Source organism: Desulfacinum hydrothermale DSM 13146 (assembly GCF_900176285.1).
GTDB lineage: Bacteria > Desulfobacterota > Syntrophobacteria > Syntrophobacterales > DSM-9756 > Desulfacinum > Desulfacinum hydrothermale.
This window is the reverse complement of sequence record NZ_FWXF01000001.1, coordinates 207,915-227,375: the sequence shown is the minus strand read 5'-3', so window position 1 is coordinate 227,375 and position 19,461 is coordinate 207,915. Positions and strand designations below refer to the sequence as shown.

At 62.7% G+C, this 19,461-nt stretch carries 15 protein-coding genes; 4 read left to right on the top strand and 11 right to left on the bottom strand.

From position 1 onward, the window contains the following. Positions 1–38: 38 nt before the first annotated feature. Together B9A12_RS01105 and B9A12_RS01100 are read right to left on the bottom strand one after the other, a co-directional pair. The gene (locus B9A12_RS01105) at positions 39–1,712 is read right to left on the bottom strand and encodes a long-chain fatty acid--CoA ligase (RefSeq protein ID WP_084055698.1); all 1,674 of its coding nucleotides are present in this window, start codon (positions 1,710–1,712) and stop codon (positions 39–41) included. 112 nt (positions 1,713–1,824) lie between these two features. Then, positions 1,825–3,363 (bottom strand): class I adenylate-forming enzyme family protein, encoded by a 1,539-nt coding sequence (locus B9A12_RS01100; RefSeq protein ID WP_084055697.1) that lies wholly within the window; start codon positions 3,361–3,363, stop codon positions 1,825–1,827. A gap of 739 nt (positions 3,364–4,102) precedes the next feature. Between B9A12_RS01100 and B9A12_RS01095 the strand changes: the two genes are divergently transcribed. Genes B9A12_RS01095 through B9A12_RS01085 form a run of 3 tightly spaced genes read left to right on the top strand, consistent with a single transcriptional unit; the run spans position 4,103 to position 7,286 of the window. After that, positions 4,103–4,519 (top strand): MerR family transcriptional regulator, encoded by a 417-nt coding sequence (locus B9A12_RS01095; protein ID WP_084055696.1) that lies wholly within the window; start codon positions 4,103–4,105, stop codon positions 4,517–4,519. After that, positions 4,516–6,018, top strand: a complete 1,503-nt coding sequence (locus B9A12_RS01090) for a class I adenylate-forming enzyme family protein (protein ID WP_084055695.1) — start codon at positions 4,516–4,518, stop codon at positions 6,016–6,018. The genes B9A12_RS01095 and B9A12_RS01090 overlap by 4 nt, the downstream gene beginning before the upstream one ends. 23 nt (positions 6,019–6,041) lie before the next feature. Then, positions 6,042–7,286 (top strand): acyl-CoA dehydrogenase family protein, encoded by a 1,245-nt coding sequence (locus tag B9A12_RS01085; protein ID WP_084055694.1) that lies wholly within the window; start codon positions 6,042–6,044, stop codon positions 7,284–7,286. Positions 7,287–7,300: 14 nt separating this feature from the next. Here the strand turns inward: B9A12_RS01085 and B9A12_RS01080 are convergent, their stop codons facing one another. The 6 genes from B9A12_RS01080 to B9A12_RS01055 all read right to left on the bottom strand — a co-directional run bounded on the left by B9A12_RS01080 (position 7,301) and on the right by B9A12_RS01055 (position 12,179). Then, positions 7,301–8,104, bottom strand: a complete 804-nt coding sequence (locus tag B9A12_RS01080; protein WP_084055693.1) for an ABC transporter ATP-binding protein — start codon at positions 8,102–8,104, stop codon at positions 7,301–7,303. Positions 8,105–8,122: 18 nt separating this feature from the next. Next, positions 8,123–9,157 carry an NAD(P)H-quinone oxidoreductase gene (locus B9A12_RS01075; RefSeq protein ID WP_212636779.1) on the bottom strand — a complete coding sequence of 345 codons (1,035 nt, stop codon included), beginning with the start codon at positions 9,155–9,157 and terminating at the stop codon, positions 8,123–8,125. Further along, positions 9,157–9,837 carry a RadC family protein gene (radC, locus tag B9A12_RS01070; protein ID WP_084055692.1) on the bottom strand — a complete coding sequence of 227 codons (681 nt, stop codon included), beginning with the start codon at positions 9,835–9,837 and terminating at the stop codon, positions 9,157–9,159. The genes B9A12_RS01075 and radC overlap by 1 nt, the downstream gene beginning before the upstream one ends. Continuing rightward, on the bottom strand, positions 9,794–10,477 hold the full coding sequence (locus B9A12_RS01065) for an MlaC/ttg2D family ABC transporter substrate-binding protein (RefSeq protein ID WP_084055691.1): 684 nt from the start codon (positions 10,475–10,477) through the stop codon (positions 9,794–9,796). The genes radC and B9A12_RS01065 overlap by 44 nt, the downstream gene beginning before the upstream one ends. 170 nt (positions 10,478–10,647) lie before the next feature. Then, complete coding sequence (locus B9A12_RS01060; protein WP_084055690.1) at positions 10,648–11,820, bottom strand: class I SAM-dependent rRNA methyltransferase; 1,173 nt, start codon at positions 11,818–11,820, stop codon at positions 10,648–10,650. An 89-nt stretch (positions 11,821–11,909) separates the two neighbouring features. Then, positions 11,910–12,179, bottom strand: a complete 270-nt coding sequence (locus tag B9A12_RS01055; protein ID WP_084055689.1) for a hypothetical protein — start codon at positions 12,177–12,179, stop codon at positions 11,910–11,912. 491 nt (positions 12,180–12,670) lie between these two features. On the opposite strand from B9A12_RS01055, the gene B9A12_RS01050 reads away from it, so the two are divergent. After that, on the top strand, positions 12,671–13,324 hold the full coding sequence (locus B9A12_RS01050) for an LOG family protein (protein WP_084055688.1): 654 nt from the start codon (positions 12,671–12,673) through the stop codon (positions 13,322–13,324). A gap of 91 nt (positions 13,325–13,415) precedes the next feature. On the opposite strand, the gene B9A12_RS01045 is transcribed toward B9A12_RS01050, so the two are convergent. The 3 genes from B9A12_RS01045 to B9A12_RS01035 all read right to left on the bottom strand — a co-directional run bounded on the left by B9A12_RS01045 (position 13,416) and on the right by B9A12_RS01035 (position 19,443). Continuing rightward, complete coding sequence (locus tag B9A12_RS01045) at positions 13,416–14,927, bottom strand: Rne/Rng family ribonuclease (RefSeq protein WP_084055687.1); 1,512 nt, start codon at positions 14,925–14,927, stop codon at positions 13,416–13,418. Then, a complete protein-coding gene (locus B9A12_RS01040) occupies positions 14,924–16,279 on the bottom strand; it encodes a CoA activase (protein WP_084055686.1) in 1,356 nt (451 codons plus the stop codon). Before B9A12_RS01040 ends, B9A12_RS01045 begins: the two co-directional genes overlap by 4 nt. Before the next feature lie 65 nt (positions 16,280–16,344). After that, on the bottom strand, positions 16,345–19,443 hold the full coding sequence (locus tag B9A12_RS01035) for an acyl-CoA dehydratase activase (RefSeq protein WP_084055685.1): 3,099 nt from the start codon (positions 19,441–19,443) through the stop codon (positions 16,345–16,347). Between the last annotated feature and the right edge of the window lie 18 nt (positions 19,444–19,461).

Sequence of the window (19,461 nt, the reverse complement as noted above, 5' to 3'; positions counted from 1 at the left end):
CTACGCATTTTTCGTCGTCCATTTGCACTGTGCACCCGTCACTCACCACGCGCTCCACCATAATAGCCGGCATACTGCTCCCGCGCCACGCGCTTGGCGAACTTGCCCACGCTGGTTTTGGGAATGGCGTCCACAAAGAGCACCTCGTCGGGCAGCTGCCACTTGGCAAAATGGGGGCGGATGAAGTCCAGGATCGCCTCCTGGGTGAGTGTTCCCCGGGCGCTTTCGTGGAGCACCACCAGCGCCAGCGGCCGCTCCTCCCACTTGGGATGGGGGATACCGATCACGGCCGCCTCCAGCACGTCCGGATGGGCCATGATGGCGTTTTCCAGGTCGATGGACGAGATCCACTCGCCGCCGCTCTTGATCAGATCCTTGAATCGGTCCGTGATCTTCAGGTAGCCGTTGGGATCGATGGTTCCCGCATCGCCGCTCCGCCAGTATCCGTCCTCGGTGAAGGATTCGGCGCTCCGGGAATCCTTGTAGTAGCTCCGGGTGATCCAGGGACCGCGAATGTGCACTTCGCCCACCTTGGCCCCGTCCCGCGGCAGTTCCGCTCCGTCGGGGCCCACCACCTTCACGTCGAGCCCCGGAACGGGAAACCCCTGCTTCTTTCGAAGCTCCCAACGTTCCGCTTCCGCAAGGTCTTTCAGGGACGGTTTCAGGTGGTTCACGGTCACCAGGGGGGCGGTCTCCGTGGCTCCATAGGCGTGAATCACCCGGGCGCCGCCCAGTTCGTGGTATCCTTTCATGAGGGCCAGGGGCGGTTCCGTGGCGCCGCTGATCATGCGAAGGCCTGTGAGATCCGGCTTGGGATCCATCTTCTTGATGTGATGCAACATGGGAAGGAAGATGGCCGGCGCCCCGCAGGTCACGGTCACCTTCTGGTCCACCAGCAGATCCACAAGCGGCGACGGATCCTCCATGGTGTAGCGCCCGGGAAAGACCAGCTTGGCTCCCAGCATGGGCCCGCAGAAAAACATGCCCCAGCCCTGGGCGTGGAACATGGGAACGATCTGCAGGATCACGTCGTCCTGGGTTATGTTCAGCGCCTGGGCGATGGCCAGGGTGTGGAGATACATGGCCCGGTGGGAATTGTAGACGCCCTTGGGCTTTCCGGTGGTTCCCGACGTGTAACAGGCCGTGCAGGCGGATCGTTCGTCGACCCAGGGAAACTGGAAATCGTCGTCGGTTTCCTTGATGAGCCCTTCGTAGTCGTGGGCCCGGGAAAAAGCGGTCCGGGGCAGCCCCTTTCCCAGGTCGTCCAGGACGATCAGGGCCTGGACGGTGGGACATTCCGCCGCCAGAGGCTCCATGACGGGGAGAAGGGAGGCGGAAACGGCCACAAACCGGGCTTCGCTGTGGTTCAACACGTAGGCCCGCTCCGCGGCCGAAATGCGCGGATTGAGCTCCAGGAGCACCGCGCCGATGCCCGAGACGGCAAAGTAGAGTTCCATGAAGCGGTGGGTGTTCCAGTCCAGGGCTCCCACTCGGTCGCCCGCCCGAACCCCGATCCCTTCCAGGGCCTTGGCGAGTCGTTTCACCCGCGACCATATTTCTCCGTAGGTGCTCCCGCGGAGACTCCCGTCCAGGTTCCGGGACACCACCTCCGTTTCCGGATAGTTTTGAGCCGCATGCTTCATGAAGGCGATCATGTTCAAAGGATAGTCGTCATTGGACGTGGCGGGAAATCCCTGGACGATCTCTTTCATGGCAGGCCCTCCTTTTAAGCGGTTTGCGTGGCGGCGTCCCTCGAAAGGACGGCAAGGCTTTGGGAAGAAGAGACAAGGAGACAGGGGTGCGGGGAACGGTCCTCTCGCCCTTTCACCTTGGGGTCTCCTTCTCCAGCAATTCGGTTCGAAGGTCCTTCTTGAGAATCTTTCCGGCGGCGCTCTTGGGAAGCTCTTCCCGGTAGACCACCGCCTTGGGACACTTGTATCCGGCCAGGTTCTTGCGGCAGTGCTCCAGGATTTCCTCTTGGCGTACGGCGGCCCCCGGCCGGAGCACCACCACGGCCGTCACCCGTTCCCCCCACTGTTCGTCGGGAAGGCCGATCACGGCGGTTTCGAAGACCGCCGGGTGGGACGCGATCACCTCCTCCACCTCCCGTGAATAGACGTTTTCGCCCCCGGTGACGATCATGTCCTTTTTCCGGTCCACCAGGTAGATGAATCCTTCTTCGTCCTTCCTGCCCAGATCGCCCGTATGGTACCAGCCGTTGAGGAGGGCTTCGGCGGTGGCCGCCGGGTTCTTGTCGTAGCCCATCATGACGTTTCCGCGGGTGACGATTTCTCCCACCTGGCCGGGGGGAAGCTCCCGGCCTTGGTCGTCGAAGATCTTCACATCGCAGATGGTGAGCGGAACGCCCACGGAGGCGGGTTTTCGAAGCACGTCTTCGGGCCGAAGGATGGTGGTGCACGGAGAGGCTTCGGTCATGCCGTAGGTATCGCCCATGCGGGCGTTGGGAAACATCTCCAGGACGGCCCGGCGCATGGGGGCCGGCATGTACATGGCGCCGTTGATCACCCTGCGCACGCTGGAGGTATCGTAGCGGCCCCGGTGGGGATAGGCCAAGAGCATGCGCCAGAGGGTCGCCGGCCCCCAGGTGAAAGTCACCTGGTGGTCCTGAATGCTTTGGAAGATCTGTGCCGGGTCCACGGCGGCGTGGAGCACCTGGGTGGCCCCCAGCAGCACCCCCGTGACGGCGAAGCCGTTCAGGGAGGCGCTGTGGTAAAGGGGCGGCACCACCTGGAGCACGTCGTCGTGGCGCATGCCATAGTCCATGATCATGGTCATGGCGTTGAAAAGGGAATTCTTGTGGCTGAGAACCGCCCCTTTGGGAACGCCGGTGGTTCCGGCCGTGTAAAGGACCACGTTCTGATCGTAGAGGAGCGCGGGCTCGTGGGGTTCCCGGGGATCGCCTGCCTGCAGGACCGATTCGTAGGACAGAACACCGTCTCCTTCCGGGCCCTGGCCGATGAAGAACCGCACCTGGGGCAGATCGTTCCGGATGCCCAGCACCGTGTGGTGGAAGGCTTCATGAAAGAGAACGCACACGGCGTCCGCCTGGTGGATCTGGTATTGGAGTTCCCGGCCCACGAGCCGAACGTTCAACGGCACCCCCACGGCGCCCATCTTGGCCACAGCGAAATGGATTTCCAAGAAGGTGCTGGTGTTGGGAAAGAGGTAGGCCACCCGGTCGCCCCTTTGCACCCCAAGGCGCTTCAGGGCATGGGCCAGCCGGTTGGCGCGTTCGTTCAGTTGGGAGAAGGTGAAGGACGGACCGCCATAGTTGATGACCGCCGTCTTGTGGGGAAACTTTCCTGCGGTGAGCGTCAAGACATCGCCGATACTGTCCACCATGAAATCCTCCTCCTATAAGTACTATCTCCTTGGAGCTTGTCTGAAAACGCGGGAGATGAACGCATTTCCCGTGGCGCAGGACTGCCAGAGGGGAGAGCCCCCGAACGTGGCACGGGCCATGGGCTGGTGTCCGCCACTTCATGGGATGCCGATGGGCCTTTCCCGCGGGGCGGAAGCTTTGCGGCGGCAAAGACACCCTGTATCTCTCGTTGAGCCGGCTGCCGAGCCGCCCTTCGGGGTACCGGTGCGAGCGCCAAGCCATGCGGGCAGGAAGGAACCTGCACGGCGAGCCGGCATTGGCCTTAAGGCATCTTCCAACCGGGCATGGCGGCCGGGTTCTGCTTATCGGGACCTGGCGGAAGGATGGGCAAGAGCGCACGGAGCTTTGAGGACGTGCGGAGAGGAAGGGGGTCCCGGCCGATCTAACTGGGCGCTCGTTCAGTTAGATGCCCCAAAACGTTCCCGCTCGTCAAGGAAAAAGGCGTGAAAAGTCCATCGGAAAACGGCCGGGACCACGTGTTCGGTAAAGGCCTGGGCACAAGCCCAAAAAAGGTTGTCCCACAACGTCCTTTCGGTCTTTGGGGGGATGTTCAACCGGTTACAATGCCACGGTGCTTTGTGGTGTTTTTTTCAGCTCTCAGACCGCCCCCACAGATGACGCGGGCTTCCCATCCGGCGAAAAGGACTTGACAGGGCGCCCCACTTTACGTTTACGTAAACGTAATGGTGGGAGGATCCCATGACGTCACCCAAAAAAAACACCCAACAGACCTTCAGCATCTCCCAGCTGGCCGCGCAGTTGGACATCAGCCCCCGGGCCATCCGCTTCTACGAAGAAAAGGGCCTCATCAGCCCCCGGCGCACCCCGGGCAATCAGCGCATCTACACGCCCAAGGACCGCGCGCGGCTGAAACTCATCCTTCGGGGCAAGCGCTTCGGGTTCAGCCTGGACGAGATCGCCGAGATGATCGGCATGGCCCATACCGATTTGGACGAAGTGTCCCAGATCCAAAAGAGCCTGGACTACGGCCGAAGAAAGCTCCAGGAGATCCGGGAACGCATGCGGGATCTCGTCCTCCTGGAACAGGATCTTCTGGCCGTGCAGAAGAAGCTGGAAAGGCGCCTGGAAGAACTCCAACGGGAGGAGAAGCCATGAACCTGGTGGAAATGGTGGACCGAAACGCACGCAAGTTCGGATCCAAGGACGCGATCCGCACCCGGGGCCGCGGTGTGTCGTTTCTTGATCTGAAGGATCGGGCCGAACGGGCGGCGGGTATTTTGCAATCCCACGGCATCCAAGCCGGGGACGTGGTGGCCATCATGAGCCCCAACACGCCCGATTTCATCACGGTCTTTTTCGGTGCCCAGAAGACCGGGGCGGCCGTGGTGCCCGTCAACCACAAGCTGGCCGCACCGGAAGTGGACTACATTCTAAAACACAGCGGGGCCAAGATCTTCTTTTTCGACGGATCCCTGGTCCAAAGCATCGACGCCCTGACCCTTTCCATCCCCCAGATCGCCCTGGACAGCCCGGCCCCGGGCCGCCCTCTCCTGGCCGATCTCCTGGAGACCGCCCCCGCGTTCCAGGCCGTGGCCATCTCCGACGACGCCACGGCCGAGATCCTCTACACCAGCGGCACCACGGGAAAACCCAAGGGCTGCGTCCTCACCCACCGGAGCGTGGTCATGGCGGCCATCACCGGGGCCCTTGCCGTGAAGATGGACGAAGAAGACCGGCTCCTCATGGCCATGCCCATCTGGCACTCTTCGCCTCTCAACAACTGGTTCCTTGGCGCTTCCTACGTGGGGGCCACCACGGTGCTTCTTCGTGAGTACCACCCGCTCCACTTCCTCCAGGCCATCCAGGACGAGCGGTGCACCGTCTACTTCGGTGCCCCCATCTCCTATCTCATGCCGCTCCAGATGGTCCCCACCTTCGACGACTTCGACCTTTCGTCCATGCGGGCCTGGATCTACGGCGGCGGCCCCATCGCCCCGGACACGGTCCGCATGCTCCAGGCCCACTACAAGAGCGATCGGTTCTACCAGGTCTACGGCATGACGGAGGCGGGCCCCACCGGCACGGTGCTGCCGCCTCAGGCCCATGCGGCCAAGGCGGGATCCATCGGGAACAAGGCACTTCCCGGTGCGGACCTTCGGGTCATGAAGTCGGAGACCGAGGAAGCCGGTCCGGGCGAAACGGGTGAGATCTGGCTCAAGGCCGACTCCATGATGCAGGGCTATCTCAACGATCCCGAAGCCACCCGCCAAGCCTTTCACGACGGTTGGTACCGCACCGGGGACATGGCCCGTATCGACGAGGACGGATACCTCACCATCGTCGATCGGCTGAAAGACATGATCGTGACCGGGGGCGAGAACGTCTATTCCAAGGAAGTGGAGGACGTTCTGGCCGAACACCCGCACGTGGCCCAGGTGGCCGTGATCGGCACCCCCCATCCCCACTGGGGCGAAACGGTGACGGCCGTGGTTGTGCCGGCCCCGGGAACGGAACCCAGCGCGGAAGCGCTCAACCGGTTTCTCCAAGATCGGCTGGCCAAGTACAAGATCCCCCGCATCTACCATTTCGTGGACGCCCTGCCCCACACCCCCACCGGCAAGGTGATGAAGTTCAGGCTTCGGGAAATGTTCTGAGGCCGATAAAAGGAGAGACGGTCATGTTCGATCACTTGTTGGATGAAAGGACGCGCCGGTGGCGCGACGAGGTGCGTGATTTCGTCAAGTCCGTGCCGCGTCAGATGATCCTGGACATGGACGCGGACAAGATCCGCTTTCCCAAGGAGTTTTTGCAGGAAGCCGGGCGCCGGAACCTCCTGGGCTGCCGCTATCCCAAAAAATGGGGCGGCCGGGAGATGGACTGGGTGAGCACCTGCGTGGCCATGGAGGAAGTGGGAACCCTGGGCTACATCTTCGCCTGCACCTTCGGGGTGGGGGCGGAACTGGTCTGTGACGCCATTGTGCTCCACGGCACCGATGCCCAGAAGGAGCGCTACGTGGTGCCGCTGCTCAAAGGCCAGATCTTCGCCGCCGAATGCCTCACCGAACCGCGGGGCGGATCGGACTTTTTCGGCGCCACCACCACGGCGGTGGACCGGGGCGACCACTTCGTCCTCAACGGCCAGAAGCGCTTCATCGTGGGCGGGGAAGGCGCCGATTTCTTCCTGGTTTATGCCCGCACGGACCCGCAGGCCGAACCCCACCGGGGGATCACCTGCTTCATCGTGGACCGGGGTCCGGGGGTGGAAACCTCCTACCTCTACGGCCTCATGGGCTGCCGCGGCGGGGGCACCAGCCGCCTGGTCTTTCGGGACGTGAAGGTGCCCAAGGAAAACGTGCTGGGGACGGTGAACGGCGGCGTGGAGGTCTTCAAGACCATGATGATCCCCGAGCGCCTGGGAACGGCCGCCATGACCATAGGAGCCGCCCGACCCGCCCTGGAGGTGGCCACGGGCTATTCCACGCGCCGGAAGGCCTTCGGCCAGCCCATCAACGAATTCCAGGGGGTGAGCTTCCAGGTGGCCGAAGCGGCCATGCTCCTGGACGCCTCTCGGGCCATGGTCCATGTGACCGCCCGGGCGGTGGACCAAGGTGCACCGGCTTCCACCGTCCGGCGCATGATCTCGGAGACGAAAAAATTCGTCACCGAATCGTGTCAGAAGGTGGCCCACAACGCCATGCAGGTCATGGGCGGGATCGGCTACACCACCATCTTCCCCGTGGAACGCATCTACCGGGATCTTCGGCTGGCCTCCATCTGGACCGGCACCAACGAGATCATGTCGATGATCATCGCCAACGAGTGGTACAAGGAATACTGGAAGATGAAGGAAGCACGCCTCACCCGGGACGCGGAGATGGACGCCCCGGGCGCCGACGACGTGGAAGAAAAGGTCTACGAGTAGGCCTTCCGGCGGGATCAGCAGTTGAGGCGGGGGTGGGCCCAGAAGCGCCCGTCCCGCCGCTGCACGTCCATGGCGATGCGGAAGGCCGCTTCTAGGTTTTGGGCCGTGAGCACCCGGTCCTTGGGCCCCTGGGCCAGGCCACGGCCGTCTTTGAGAAGCAGAACGTGGGAAAAGACGGGCATGATCTCCTCCAGATGATGGGTGACCAGCACCAGCGTGGGCCCTCCCTGGGATCCGCCCAGATCGTTCAAGGAAGCCAGCAGATCCTCTCGAGCCACCAGGTCCAGTCCGGAACAGGGCTCGTCCAGGATGAGAAGGCGGGGATCGCACATGAGCGCCCGAGCGATGAGAACCCGCTGCTTTTCCCCCTGGCTCAGCACCCCGTAGGGGCGTTCCATCACGTGAGCGCATCCCAGTCGCTGGGCCAGTCCCCGCGCCTTTTCATAGTCCGCCGCCGACGGCGTGTGGAAAACGCCGATGGAGGCGAATTTGCCGCCCACGATCAGATCCAAGGGGCGCTGACCGGGAGGGATCTGTTCCTGCAGGAAGGATCCCACCCAGCCGATGCGCTTCCTCAGTTCCCTCAGGTCCACTTGCCCGAACCTTTTGCCCAGCACCGTGACCGCACCCCGGGTGGGCCACAGGTATCCTGCGAGCAAAAGGAGGAGCGTGGTCTTTCCCGACCCGTTGGCCCCCACCACGGCCCAGTGCTGGCCCGGGTTCACGCGCCAGGAGATCCCCCGCAGGATCTCCTTTCCCGATCGCACAAGATCCACCTCTTCCAGCGCAATCCATCCCCGACCGTTTTCTCGCCCCACCTGAATCCCCTTGTCCTTTCAAACCAGATCGGCGCCATGGCGCCCGCCGTCGTCCTTCCAGCACAGGACGATCTTGCCGAAATGCTTTCCATCCTTCAAGTACCGATGGGCCGCTTCCGCCTCGGCGATGGGAAAGATCCGGTCCACCACGGGCTTCACGTCCCCCCGAGCCAGCAGAGGCAGCACGTGGTGCTGGAAGTCGGACAGAATCTTCGCCTTTTCTTCCCGGGACCGGCTACGAAGCACCGACCCCACCAGGCGGAGCCGCTTGGTGAGCAGGGGGGCCAGGGAAAAGTGGGCCTGGTGGCCGCCCATGAGCCCGATGAAGACCAGGCGCCCCCGGAGAGCCAGAAGATCCAGGTGCCTTTCCAGGTAGGGGGCGCCGATCCAGTCCAGAACCACGTCCACACCCCGGTTTCCGGACCACCGGCGGAGTGCGTCCCAGAAATCCTCATCCCTGTAACAGACCGCCAGGTCCGCCCCCAATGTTCGGCATCGTTTGATTTTCCAAGCTTCGCCGCAGGTGACGGCCACTTGAGCGCCTCGGGCCTTGGCCAGCTGGATGGCGGCCGTTCCCACGCCGCTTCCGCCCCCGTGCAGGAGCAGCCTCTCTCCGGGACCCAGCCCCGCTTCCAGGAAGAGGTTGAGATGGGCCACCACGAAGACTTCCGCGGCGGCCGCGGCTTCCACAAAGGAAAGGTTGTCCGGGATGGGAAGAAGGTGTTCCGCGGGCACGGCGCAGTATCGCCCATAACCGCCACCGGCCACCACGCCGAAGACCCGATCGCCCTGCTGCCAGGAAACCTGCGTCGGCCCCCCTTCCACCACGTAGCCCGCCAGGTCCAGGCCCGGGATGTCCGGAGCGCCCGGGGGAGGAGGATAGAGACCGCGGCGCTGCAGCAGATCCGCCCGGTTGACGGAGCAGGCTTCCACCTGTACCAGCACCTCCCCCGATGGCACCACGGGACGGGGCACCCGGGCGAGCTCCAGGGCGTTCCAGCCGCCCTTGCCTTCCGTTTCGCGCACCACCACGGCCGGCATGGTCGCTTCCATCAGTCCATCTCTCCTCTTTCGGCAAAGGAATAGTGGCGGGGGCCCGCCAGGATGATGTGATCGTGAACGGCGATGTCCAGATCCCCCAAAAGGCGGCGCAGCTTGCGGGTGAGCTGCCGGTCGGCCACGGACGGCTCCGGTTCCCCGCTGGGATGGTTGTGGGCCAGGATCACGGCCGTGGCCCGGTGCCTCAGGGCCGCCTCCACCACCAGGCGGGGGAAGACAGCGGTGCGATTGACGGTTCCCTCCTGGATCCGCTCCACAGCGATCAGGCCGTTCTGACTGTTGAGAGCCAGGATGCAGAAGACCTCCTTGCGCTCCGCCTCCAGGTGCCCCTGGAGATAGCGCACGGCCTCCCGGGTGGAACTCAGTGTGGTGACGGATCGCCACCGATCCCGATGGTATCTTTCCAGAACGCGGGGAAGCAGGGTGAGGAGCAGGGCCGCGTGGGGGCCCACGCCGTTCACGCGGGTCAGTTCCTGCGCCGAGGCGTCCAAAACGGCGGACAGCGACTGAAACCGCTCCAGGAGGGCCCGGGCCACGGGTTTCACGTCCCGGCGGGGGATGGCGAAGGTGAGCAGAAGTTCCAGAACCTCGTGGTCATGGAACCCCTCCAGTCCGCTTCGAAGGAACCGCTCACGAAGCCTCTTTCGATGTCCTTCCGGCCCCAAGGCTGTCATTCTTTTCCAACTCGGCGACCTTTTCCTTGAGCAGGGCGAACAGATCGTCCACCGACTTGTTCACCAGGATGGAATCGAACTGCTTGCGGTAGTTGTTCACATAGCTCACCCCTTCGATCACCACGTCGTAGACCATCCAGCCCTTGTCTTTTCGGATCATGCGGTATTCCACGGGAACCATCTTGTCCTGGTAGGACACGCGGGTCTTCACCAGGGCGTAGCGGCCCAGGATCCTCTCTTCGTCATAGGCGATGGTCTGGGTCTGGCCGCAGGTGTAGGTGTCCACCCGACCGATGTAGGTGAAGTAGAGCAGGTCTTTGAACAGTCGAAGAAACTCGTCTTGCTGTGCCGGTGTGAGCTTTTTCCAGTGGCGGCCCAGGGCGCGCCGGCCCATCTCTTCAAAGTCCACATAGTCATAGGCGATCTGTTTGATCTGTTCCCGCCGTTGCCGGCGCACCTGGTCGGGCTCTTCGTCCCGGCAGACGTTGAGGATCGCCAGGGCCCGCTCGGTGCCGCTCTTGATGACGTCCGTGGGACCCGGATCTTGGGCGCCCACCGGACCCGTAAAGAAAAAGGACAGGACGACGAGAGAAAAAACGGGGACGACGTGCACAAGTCGTTTCAGGAACCAGCGTGTCATGGACAACTCCTTCAGCTAAGCCTTGGCGGTTCGATGCGGTGCAGGAACCTTTCCATCATGCCCGTTGAAAGCCGCCGTGGGCTAATGGTAAAGCGTGGCAGTTCCTTGCCTTCCTAGTTAATCCATTTCCCGCTCTCTTGTAAAGCCGGCGTCCGAAGTCGGTCGCGCGGTCATCTTTCCAGGACCTGCAGGAAGAAGCACTTCAGGTAGCGGGTTTCCGGCATGGCGGCCAGAACGGGATGATCCAGGGCCTGGCCTCGGACTTCCAGCACCCGCACCATCCTTCCCGCCGCCTGGGCGGCTCGGACCAGCATCTGCTGGAAGGCCGATTGGGAAACGTGGTACGAACAGGAACAGCTCACCAGGACACCCCCCGGCCGCAGCGCCAGCAGGGCCCGCCGATTGATGTCGGTATAGCCTCGAAGGGCGTTCTTGACAGCACCCTTGGTCTTGGCGAAGGCCGGGGGATCCAGGACCACCACATCGAAGGCGTTTCGGCCGGCCCGTTTGAGAAAGTCCAGCACCTCCGAGGCGTGGAACCGGCACCGATCGTCCAGGCCATTGGCGGCCGCATCCCGGGCCGCCCGCTCCACGGCTTCCTTGGACTGGTCCACCCCCACCACCCTTTGGGCCCCGGACGCCGCGGCCACCAGGCTCCAGGTCCCCTGATAGCAGAAGAGATCGAGCACCTCCGCGTCTTTCACCCACCGGCGAAGTGCTTCCCGGTTGTCCCGCTGATCCAGGAAGAGTCCGGTCTTTTGGCCGTTCAGAGGATCCACGGTCAGGCTGAGCCCGTGGAGCGGCACCTGGACGGGTTCCGCCACAACCCCGTGGCTCACTCGTTTTTCCAACGAAAGGCCTTCCAGGAGGCGCGCGCGGGTGTCGTTTCGAACCACCAGGGCGCGGGGCTGGAAGAAATCCACCAGCACCTGGTGCACCATGGGCTCCAGGGCGGCCATGCCCGCCGTGGTGACCTGGGTGACCAGCACCTGCTCATAGCGGTCCACGATCAGCCCGGGAAGCCCGTCCGATTCGCCGTAAACCAGCCGATAGGTCTTCTCACCGGGATAGGCGCGTTCCCGGTAGTCCAGGGCCCGGCGGAGACGTTCCTCCAGCCACGCCCGATCCGGTCTCAGCCCGGTGGGCCCCGCCAGGCGCACGGCGATGAGGGAGTGGGGGTTGATGTAGCCCGAACCCAACGGCACGCCCTTGGAGGAGACCACGTCCACCCATTGGCCCGGCCGGTACGCCTTGAGGGAGCCGTCCACTTCGTTGCTGAAGATCCAGCGGTGCCCTTGGAGCACCCTTCGCTCCGCGCCCGGCTTCAGTTGCACTTGGTCCATCTTCCACTCTTTCCGGGGACCACCACGCCCCAACAAAAAAAGCGCCCCCCGTGGAGCGCTCCCTGTTCATGGGATTCCGGATTGTCCCGCTACTCTTCCGCCGGCTTCAGGGACTCCAGAAGAATCTGGTACTCGTCGTAGAGCTTGGCATCGCTTTCGATAATCTCGTACAAGTCGTCCAGCTCCATCTGGATGACGGCATCCTTATCCGGCGCCTCTTCCTTGAGTTCAATCCAAATCCAGTCCAACAGCTTCTCTTCCTCAAAGGAATAGCCCTCTTCGTTCCGGTCCAGGGTGCCCGCTTCCAACTTCCGGCTCACCTTCCTGAGGGCGGTTCTGATGAATTCTTTCATTTCCATAAACGATGGGCCTCCGTTTCCGTCTGGAGAAAAGTCGCTTGGTATGCACCACGTGGCGCATGGGCTTGATAACGAATTTTCCATCACCCTTCAACATCTTTCCAGCATCTTTCCGATGAGCAGAGAGAAACAGTGCAAGGGGAGGGAAGACGATCGAGGAGCCTGTCTGAGAACGCCCGGACTGCTCCTTTCTTGTGCAGACGGGAGATTGGGACTACCAGGCGGGCTTGCGCTGCCGACCTGGCTAGGCCGCAGATAGAGGCGGGTTCCGAACCCGCCCCACCAAAGCAAAAAAAAAGAGCCACAGGGCACAGTGGAATGTCACCCAACTGGGAATCTCCCGAAAAGGCTGAAAGGCCATTTTCGGACAAGCTCCAAGCCCCTCTTCCGGGGGCGGATTGCACGGCCCTTGGGGCCCGGGCTCCCACTGTGATAGGCTAGCCTTCCGCGGCCCCATTGGTATCATCCATCACATCATGGGAGAAGAGCACATGAATGAACGCCAATACCTCATAGACGCAATGACGGTTCAGGATTCCTGGCGACTGTTCAAGATCATGGCGGAATTTGTGGACGGGTTTGATTTATTGGCGGACATCTACCCGGCGGTGAGCATGTTCGGTTCGGCCCGGGTGCGTCCCGGAGATCCCGACTACGAAAGGGCCGTGGAAATCGCCCGAAAGCTGGCCCAGGAAGGCTACAACATCATCACCGGCGGAGGGCCCGGCATCATGGAAGCCGGCAACAAGGGAGCCCGGGAAGGAGGTGCCCGGTCCGTGGGGTTGAACATCGAACTTCCCATGGAACAGGAGGGCAATCCCTACGCCGATGTGCAGGTGAAGTTCAAGTACTTCTTCGTGCGCAAGGTGATGTTCGTCAAGTACGCCCAGGCCTACGTGGGCATGCCCGGGGGATTCGGCACCCTGGACGAGATCTTCGAGTCCCTCACTCTCATGCAGACCAAGCGCATCAAGCCCTTTCCCGTGATCCTGGTGGGAAGCGACTACTGGAATGGACTGCTCCAATGGATCCAGGACACGCTCCTGGCCCGGCACCTCATCTCCCCCGACGACCCGGATCTGGTCACGGTGGTGGATGAGCCGGACGAGGTGGTGCACCTCATCAAGAAATTCGTGATTGTCTGAGGCCAGCGTTGGCCGCGGGCTGCCTCCCATGAGGCGCCGGGCCCCTGCCTTCACGAAAACGGCCGACGACGCGAAAAATCCCCGAGGCGGCTCAGGCCCCTGCGGTTTCGCTCTTTTCGTCTTTTTCCGGGGTCTCCACGGTGATGAATTCCAGGTGCCCTTCGTGGGGAGCCAGTTGGGAAGAGGCCTGGATGGTGATTTCCTTTCCGAAATGGTCCTCCAGATAGACCAGGTCATTGCGTTTGCGGTTGAGCAGATAGTGGGCCACGTCCGTGGAAAAGCGGCCCCGCACGGCCACCACCTCGTCCTTGAGCAGCCCGTTCCAGATCTTGCGAAGGTACCAGACGGCGGAGGCTTCCGTGGAGCGCACCATCCCCGTTCCTTCGCAATAGGGGCAGTCTCTGTAGGAACCCAACTGGATGTTGAGCCCCAGGTGCTGGCGCGATATCTCCAGCAGGCCGAACTGGGAGATGCGTCCCACCTTGATCTTGGCCCTGTCCTTTTTGGTTTCGTCTCGAAGCCTTCTTTCCACGTTGCGGATGTGCTGGCGGCTTCGCATGTCGATGAAGTCCACCACGATGAGCCCACCCAGGTCGCGCAGGCGCAGTTGCCTGGGAATCTCCTGGGCCGCCTCCAGGTTCACCCGGTAGCTGCTCTCTTCCAGGGCCGAATCCCGGGTGGCCCTGCCCGAATTGACATCAATGGCCACCAGGGCCTCGGTGGGGTCGATGATCAGGTAGCCACCGGACTTGAGCGGCACCCGTTTCTGGAAGAGCTGGTCGATCTGGTCCTCCAGGTTGTACTTGTTGAAGAGCGGTGCGTCGCCCTTGTAGAATTTGACCACGCGCTGGTGGCGCGGGCTGATGATCCGCAAAAATTCCTTCACCCGCTTGAAAATCTCCATGTCGTCCACCCAGATGGTCTTGATGCTCGGGGTGAAGTAGTCGCGCACCACCCGGATGGCCAGATCCCGCTCCCGGTAGATGAGGCAGGGCGCCTGGGATTCCTGGACCCTTTTGAGGATTTCATCCCAGATGCGCATCAGGTAGCGAAGGTCCTTTTGAATCTCGCGTTTGGTGCGGCCTTCCGCCACCGTGCGCAGGATGATGCCCATCTCTGGAGGAAGTTCCAGCTCCTGGGCGATTTCGCGAAGCCGCTCGCGCTGGGTTTCATCCTCGATCTTTCGGGACACGCCCCGCTGGCTCTGACCCGGAGCGATCACCACGTAGCGGCCTGCAATGGACACGTAGGTGGTGAGGGCCGCCCCCTTGGTCCCGATCTCCTCCTTGGTGACCTGGACCAGCACCTCCTGGCCGGTCTTGAGCACATCCTGGATCCTGGGATGCCCTTCCACCTCGGTGGCATAATAATCGGGATGGATTTCAGAGATGGGCAGAAAGCCGTTGCGGTCCGCTCCGTAGTCCACGAAGGCGGCCTGCAGGGAGGGCTGCACGTTGACCACGATGCCTTTGTAGATGTTGCCCACCACCTTGCCGCGCGTGGCCGTCTCGATGAAAAAGCCTTCCAAAGACTGCCCCTCCACCAGGGCCACGCGAAACTCTTCCGGATGGACGGCGTTGATGAGTAGATGCTGTGGTGTCATACTTCTCGGTTCCCGTTCTGTTGGCGATCTCGATATTGGCGCGCCTGATAGACGAAGGTTCGAAGGGCCACTTCCCGGTTCGGCTGGACCGTCCCGTCGTAGGGCGCGTCCAGGTAGGGCACGCGCTTTTGGGCCAGGATCGGTTTGAGGATCGCCGAACAGATGGTGCTGGGCATGCACGTGAAGGGAAAGACGTTGACGATGCCGTGAAACCCTTCGTGAACGTGGGCCAACGCCCCGCCAATACTTAAGGCGGCTTCCGTTCCGATTTCAAAGGAAAAATGCCTTCCGCCGTCCAGAAATTTCTCGATTTCCCGGATGGAGTGATCGGGTTGAATGTCCAGGTGGCGGAGCACCCGGTCGTAGACCTGCTTGAGACGCCAGGCCTGGTAGGCGATTTCCACCTTTTGCAATCCGGCGGCCCGCACGGCCTCCTTGAGCGATCTGCCGTCCTTGCGGCGAAAGGCCAGCGCGGCCTGACGCTTCATCTTGCGCAACCGTTCGTGGCTCACGAAATTGATCCATTCGGCGATGGACGCGTCCACCACCTCGCCCCCATGCCGTTCGATCTGCCGGACGATGTCCTGGTTCGATTCGGGATGGGTCCGAAGATAGATCTCCCCCACGATGCCGATCCGGGGTTTGCGGGCAATCCCCGGATCCACGAAACCGGCGGCCCTGCGGGCCACTTCCTCCACCCGGTCCAGCAGCGCCTGGAAATCCCGGGCCTCCCCCACGCGCTCCAGGAGGGCCTCCATATCCCAGGCAGCCTCTTCCATGAAGGCGTCGGTCATCCCGGCCGTACGCTCGTAAGGGCGCACCCGCCACACAATGCGGTCGAAGACGTCGGCGATGACCGCCGCCACGTAGGCCACCCGCCGGAAGTAGCGGGCTTTGTGAGCCGGAAGGAGTCCCGCCACGGAGTAAGCGTCCTGGGTGGAAAGGTAGGTGATGGCAATGTCGCGGTACTCGGGAAAGGTGTCCAGAACGAGGCGCTGCAGCTTGTTGTACATCCCGAACCGGCACGGACCGTCCGATTCCGGCAAAAAATAGACGTAGCGGCGGGGATCGAACCGGGAACCCAGCCGCTCCTTTTCCCCCTGGAGAAAATACAGGATGTCTCCCAGGGTCACCTGGCAGGGAAAGCATTCCTTTCCCGACGTGTATTCCTTTCCCAGGGAAAGCCCCTTGTAGGTTTCCATGACCACGGCGGGAACCCCGAAGGCCCGAAAGCTGGCGGCCAGAAACCGGGTCCCGAAGGGGGTCATGCGAGGCAGTAACAACACCCGGCCCGTCACGTCCAAGCGCTGCACCAGTCGAAGTCGAGCGGTATCCGTCTTCTTGGCGTCCATGGTCCTCCACCGGAGATGATCCGTGATGGTGATCGCCTACTTCCCCTATCCCGGCACGGCGGCTGTCAATTGCTGATCCATTGCCCGAAGGCCTCGGGAACGCCCATCTCCAGGGTCTCGCGGCACACGTTTTTCACCACGTTGCGGTAGGCCTCCACGCGGGTGAGCATCCCGGCCACGGCGCTGTGTTCGTCCAGTTCCAGGATGAGCGCCGGCTTGTGGGTCAGAACATGCTTGTAGAAATGCTCCAGAAACGAATCGGCGCCGCAGCTGAAGTTGGTCATGTGCACGCCGAACCAGGTCGGCGTGCGGGCGATCTTCTTGGCGGTTCGCAGGATTCTGGCTCCCAGTCCCCAGTACATGCGGGGAAAATCGCTCAAGTCTTCGTCATCCACGGCGATCATGTCCGCCGGCATGGCCCAGATGCCCAGTCGGGCCAGGTGGCGGCCCAACTGCAGATTGAGCCGTGAATCGTGCAAGTTGTAGGGTCGCCCCGTGATGATCCAAACGGGCTCCCCGTGGGGAATCCGCTCCAGATAGTCCCGGCCCGCCTCCAGGAGTCGTTCCCGGAAGGTTTTTTGGTAGTCCCAAGCCTGGCGCACCGCCCGGGCCACCTGCTCCGGGCTGCATCCCAAGGAGGCCGGCAGGCTCCGGTGCACGGCGGGCGCCAGGGCATCCGGCCCCTCCCGCAGATACAAGGTCGGGCGGATGATGTGGCCGTCGTCGAGTCCAAGAGCCGCCCGCACCATATACTGGGAACTTTCCACCAGCGGACAGAACATGCCCGCCTCGTCCGGCCGGGGCCCCGGCATGTCGATCACATTGGGAAGAAAGAGGTAATGGCATTTGTGGGCAAGGAAACGTACATGGCCGTGGAAGACCTTGACGGGAAAGCAGGTCTCTGCCGTCATGGATTCCAGGCCCGCCCGAACCATGCGGGTGTCCGTGGGGGGACTCACCACCACGCGCAATCCCAGTCCGGCCAAGAGTCGCACCCAGAAGGGCCCCCACTCCAGGGCGTGGAGCCCCAGGGGGACGCCCACCGTGGGGCGGGAGGCGTTCCGAGCGCTTGGGGATTTCCAAGCGGCCTCCTGGGAATCGGACGACCTTTCCATCTCGTCGGCTCGCACCGCCCAGGCATCCAGGGCCTCCCCAAAGAGCCGGCGGCGGATCTCAAAGGCGTTTTCCGCCTTGGGACCCCGGTGATGACTCACCTCATATCGGCCGCAGTCCCCTCCCCAGACACTCTTTCGGCCCGCAAAATCGTAGATCTTGAGCTTGCACTCGTTGTGGCATGCGCGGTCCGCCCGGCAGACGGATTCCACGAAACTCACTTGGGCCTGCGCCAGCCTCTCCAGATCCCTTTCCTTCGGAGACACCTCCCCCCGCTCCAAGGCCTCCTTCACCGCCAAGGCCGCTCCGTAAGCCCCCATCACCTCCCGGTGCCGGGGAACGATGAGGGGTCGATTCAGGACCCTTTCGAAGGCGGCCACCACGGCCTTATTGAGCGACGGGCCGCCCAGGAACATGATGCGCTGACCGATGCGCCGCTTTCCCACCACCCGGTTCAGGTAGTTGTGCACCACGGCGTAGCACAGACCCGCGATCAAATCATCCCGCCGCGCCCCTTTCTGGTAGTAGCCGAACAGGTCCGATTCCATGAAGACCGTGCACCGTTCCGCCAGGTGCACGGGATTTTGCGCCGACAGAGCAATCTCCTGAAACTCCCCCACGATATTGATCTTCATCTTGTTGGCCAGCTCGTGGAGAAAGCTGCCCGTTCCGGCGGCACACACCTTGTTCATGTCGAAATCCAGGGGATGGGTGTTGTCGATCCGGATGTACTTGGAATCCTGCCCGCCGATCTCAAAGATGGTGTCCACCAGAGGATCCACGGCCACCGCCCCCCGAGCATGGGCTGTGATCTCATCCATGACCAGATCCGCATCCAGAAAATCCCCCACCACGTTTCGGCCGGAACCAGTGGTGGCCACGGCCAGGATCCGCACGCGGGAGCCCACCTCACCCAGCAGGGTCTGCAAAAGCCTTCGGGTGACCTGGATGGGCTTTCCCTGGGTCTGCACATAGCACTTGTGGCGGATCACCCCGTCGCCGTCGATCAGGGCGTATTTGGTGGTGGTGGATCCGATGTCCACCCCCAAAAAGACGGGCAGCGGGTTCTTTTCCACCCGCCCCCAGGGCTCCAGATCGTTTTGGGGATCGAAACGGGTGTGGTGCAGCTCCAGCCGGGGAGCCCGCGGGAAGGACTCCAGGGCCTCCCCGGCCGAGCCCTCAGCCAGAAGATCCAGTTCCACCCGGTTGGAAAGGCCGGCTCGGTGGGCCTGAAGGGCCGCCCCCAGCGCCCCCAGGCACGTATGGTGCGGCGGCACCTGGAGCGATGGATAATACCTGCGGAAGGCTTCCACCTGCAGACGGTTGGACGCCATGCCGCCGATGAAGACGATGGGCTCGCGCACCTGACGATTGGCCACAATGGTGCTCACATAATTGGCGGCGTTGCCGAAGTGCAGTCCGGCGATGATGTTGGGAAGGGGCTCGCCTTTGTTCTGCAGGTGGATCATGTCCGATTTGGTGAAGACCGTGCACCGGCAGGCCACGGGAGCCGGATTGGTGTATTGCAGCCCCAGCCGGATGAAGTCGTCCAGGGTCTTCTGGATCTTTTCCTGGCTCATCTCGAAGCGGGGACCGTACAAGGACGTGGCCAACCGCTCGCCTTGCTGGTCGATGAAGGAACCGGTGCCGGACGCGCACGGGCCGTTCATGTTGAAGGCTTCCAGGTACCACTGGTCTCCGTCGTAGTCCAACTGGAACAGGCAGGCGTCCTGGCCTCCGATGCTGATGATGGTGCGAACGCCCGGCACCACGTGCACCGCCCCCAGGACTTGTGCCACCGTCTCCACTTCGTAGGGAGCCGAAAGGAGCCGGGCCAGGCGCTCTCCATGGACCCCCGTGAAACTCACCGACCGGACGGCCTCGCCGCCGAATCGATCCAGGACGGACTGGAGAAGGCCCCGGGTCTCCGGGATCACCAGGCCGAAATGCCTCCGATAGGGAGCCTCCCAGACAACCCTGTCACCGTCTTCCACCACCACGCAGTTGATGCTGACCGAACCCACATCCACGCCCACATCCAAGGTCCTCACGGCATCCTCCTGAACGCG

Excerpts from the sequence above, each read along its gene's own strand:
- B9A12_RS01105 (WP_084055698.1), bottom strand. The coding sequence starts at position 1,712 with ATGAAAGAGATCGTCCAGGGATTTCCCGCCACGTCCAATGACGACTAT.
- B9A12_RS01100 (WP_084055697.1), bottom strand. The coding sequence starts at position 3,363 with ATGGTGGACAGTATCGGCGATGTCTTGACGCTCACCGCAGGAAAGTTT.
- B9A12_RS01095 (WP_084055696.1), top strand. The coding sequence starts at position 4,103 with ATGACGTCACCCAAAAAAAACACCCAACAGACCTTCAGCATCTCCCAG.
- B9A12_RS01090 (WP_084055695.1), top strand. The coding sequence starts at position 4,516 with ATGAACCTGGTGGAAATGGTGGACCGAAACGCACGCAAGTTCGGATCC.
- B9A12_RS01085 (WP_084055694.1), top strand. The coding sequence starts at position 6,042 with ATGTTCGATCACTTGTTGGATGAAAGGACGCGCCGGTGGCGCGACGAG.
- B9A12_RS01075 (WP_212636779.1), bottom strand. The coding sequence starts at position 9,157 with ATGGAAGCGACCATGCCGGCCGTGGTGGTGCGCGAAACGGAAGGCAAG.
- radC (WP_084055692.1), bottom strand. The coding sequence starts at position 9,837 with ATGACAGCCTTGGGGCCGGAAGGACATCGAAAGAGGCTTCGTGAGCGG.
- B9A12_RS01065 (WP_084055691.1), bottom strand. The coding sequence starts at position 10,477 with ATGACACGCTGGTTCCTGAAACGACTTGTGCACGTCGTCCCCGTTTTT.
- B9A12_RS01060 (WP_084055690.1), bottom strand. The coding sequence starts at position 11,820 with ATGGACCAAGTGCAACTGAAGCCGGGCGCGGAGCGAAGGGTGCTCCAA.
- B9A12_RS01055 (WP_084055689.1), bottom strand. The coding sequence starts at position 12,179 with ATGGAAATGAAAGAATTCATCAGAACCGCCCTCAGGAAGGTGAGCCGG.
- B9A12_RS01050 (WP_084055688.1), top strand. The coding sequence starts at position 12,671 with ATGAATGAACGCCAATACCTCATAGACGCAATGACGGTTCAGGATTCC.
- B9A12_RS01045 (WP_084055687.1), bottom strand. The coding sequence starts at position 14,927 with ATGACACCACAGCATCTACTCATCAACGCCGTCCATCCGGAAGAGTTT.
- B9A12_RS01040 (WP_084055686.1), bottom strand. The coding sequence starts at position 16,279 with ATGGACGCCAAGAAGACGGATACCGCTCGACTTCGACTGGTGCAGCGC.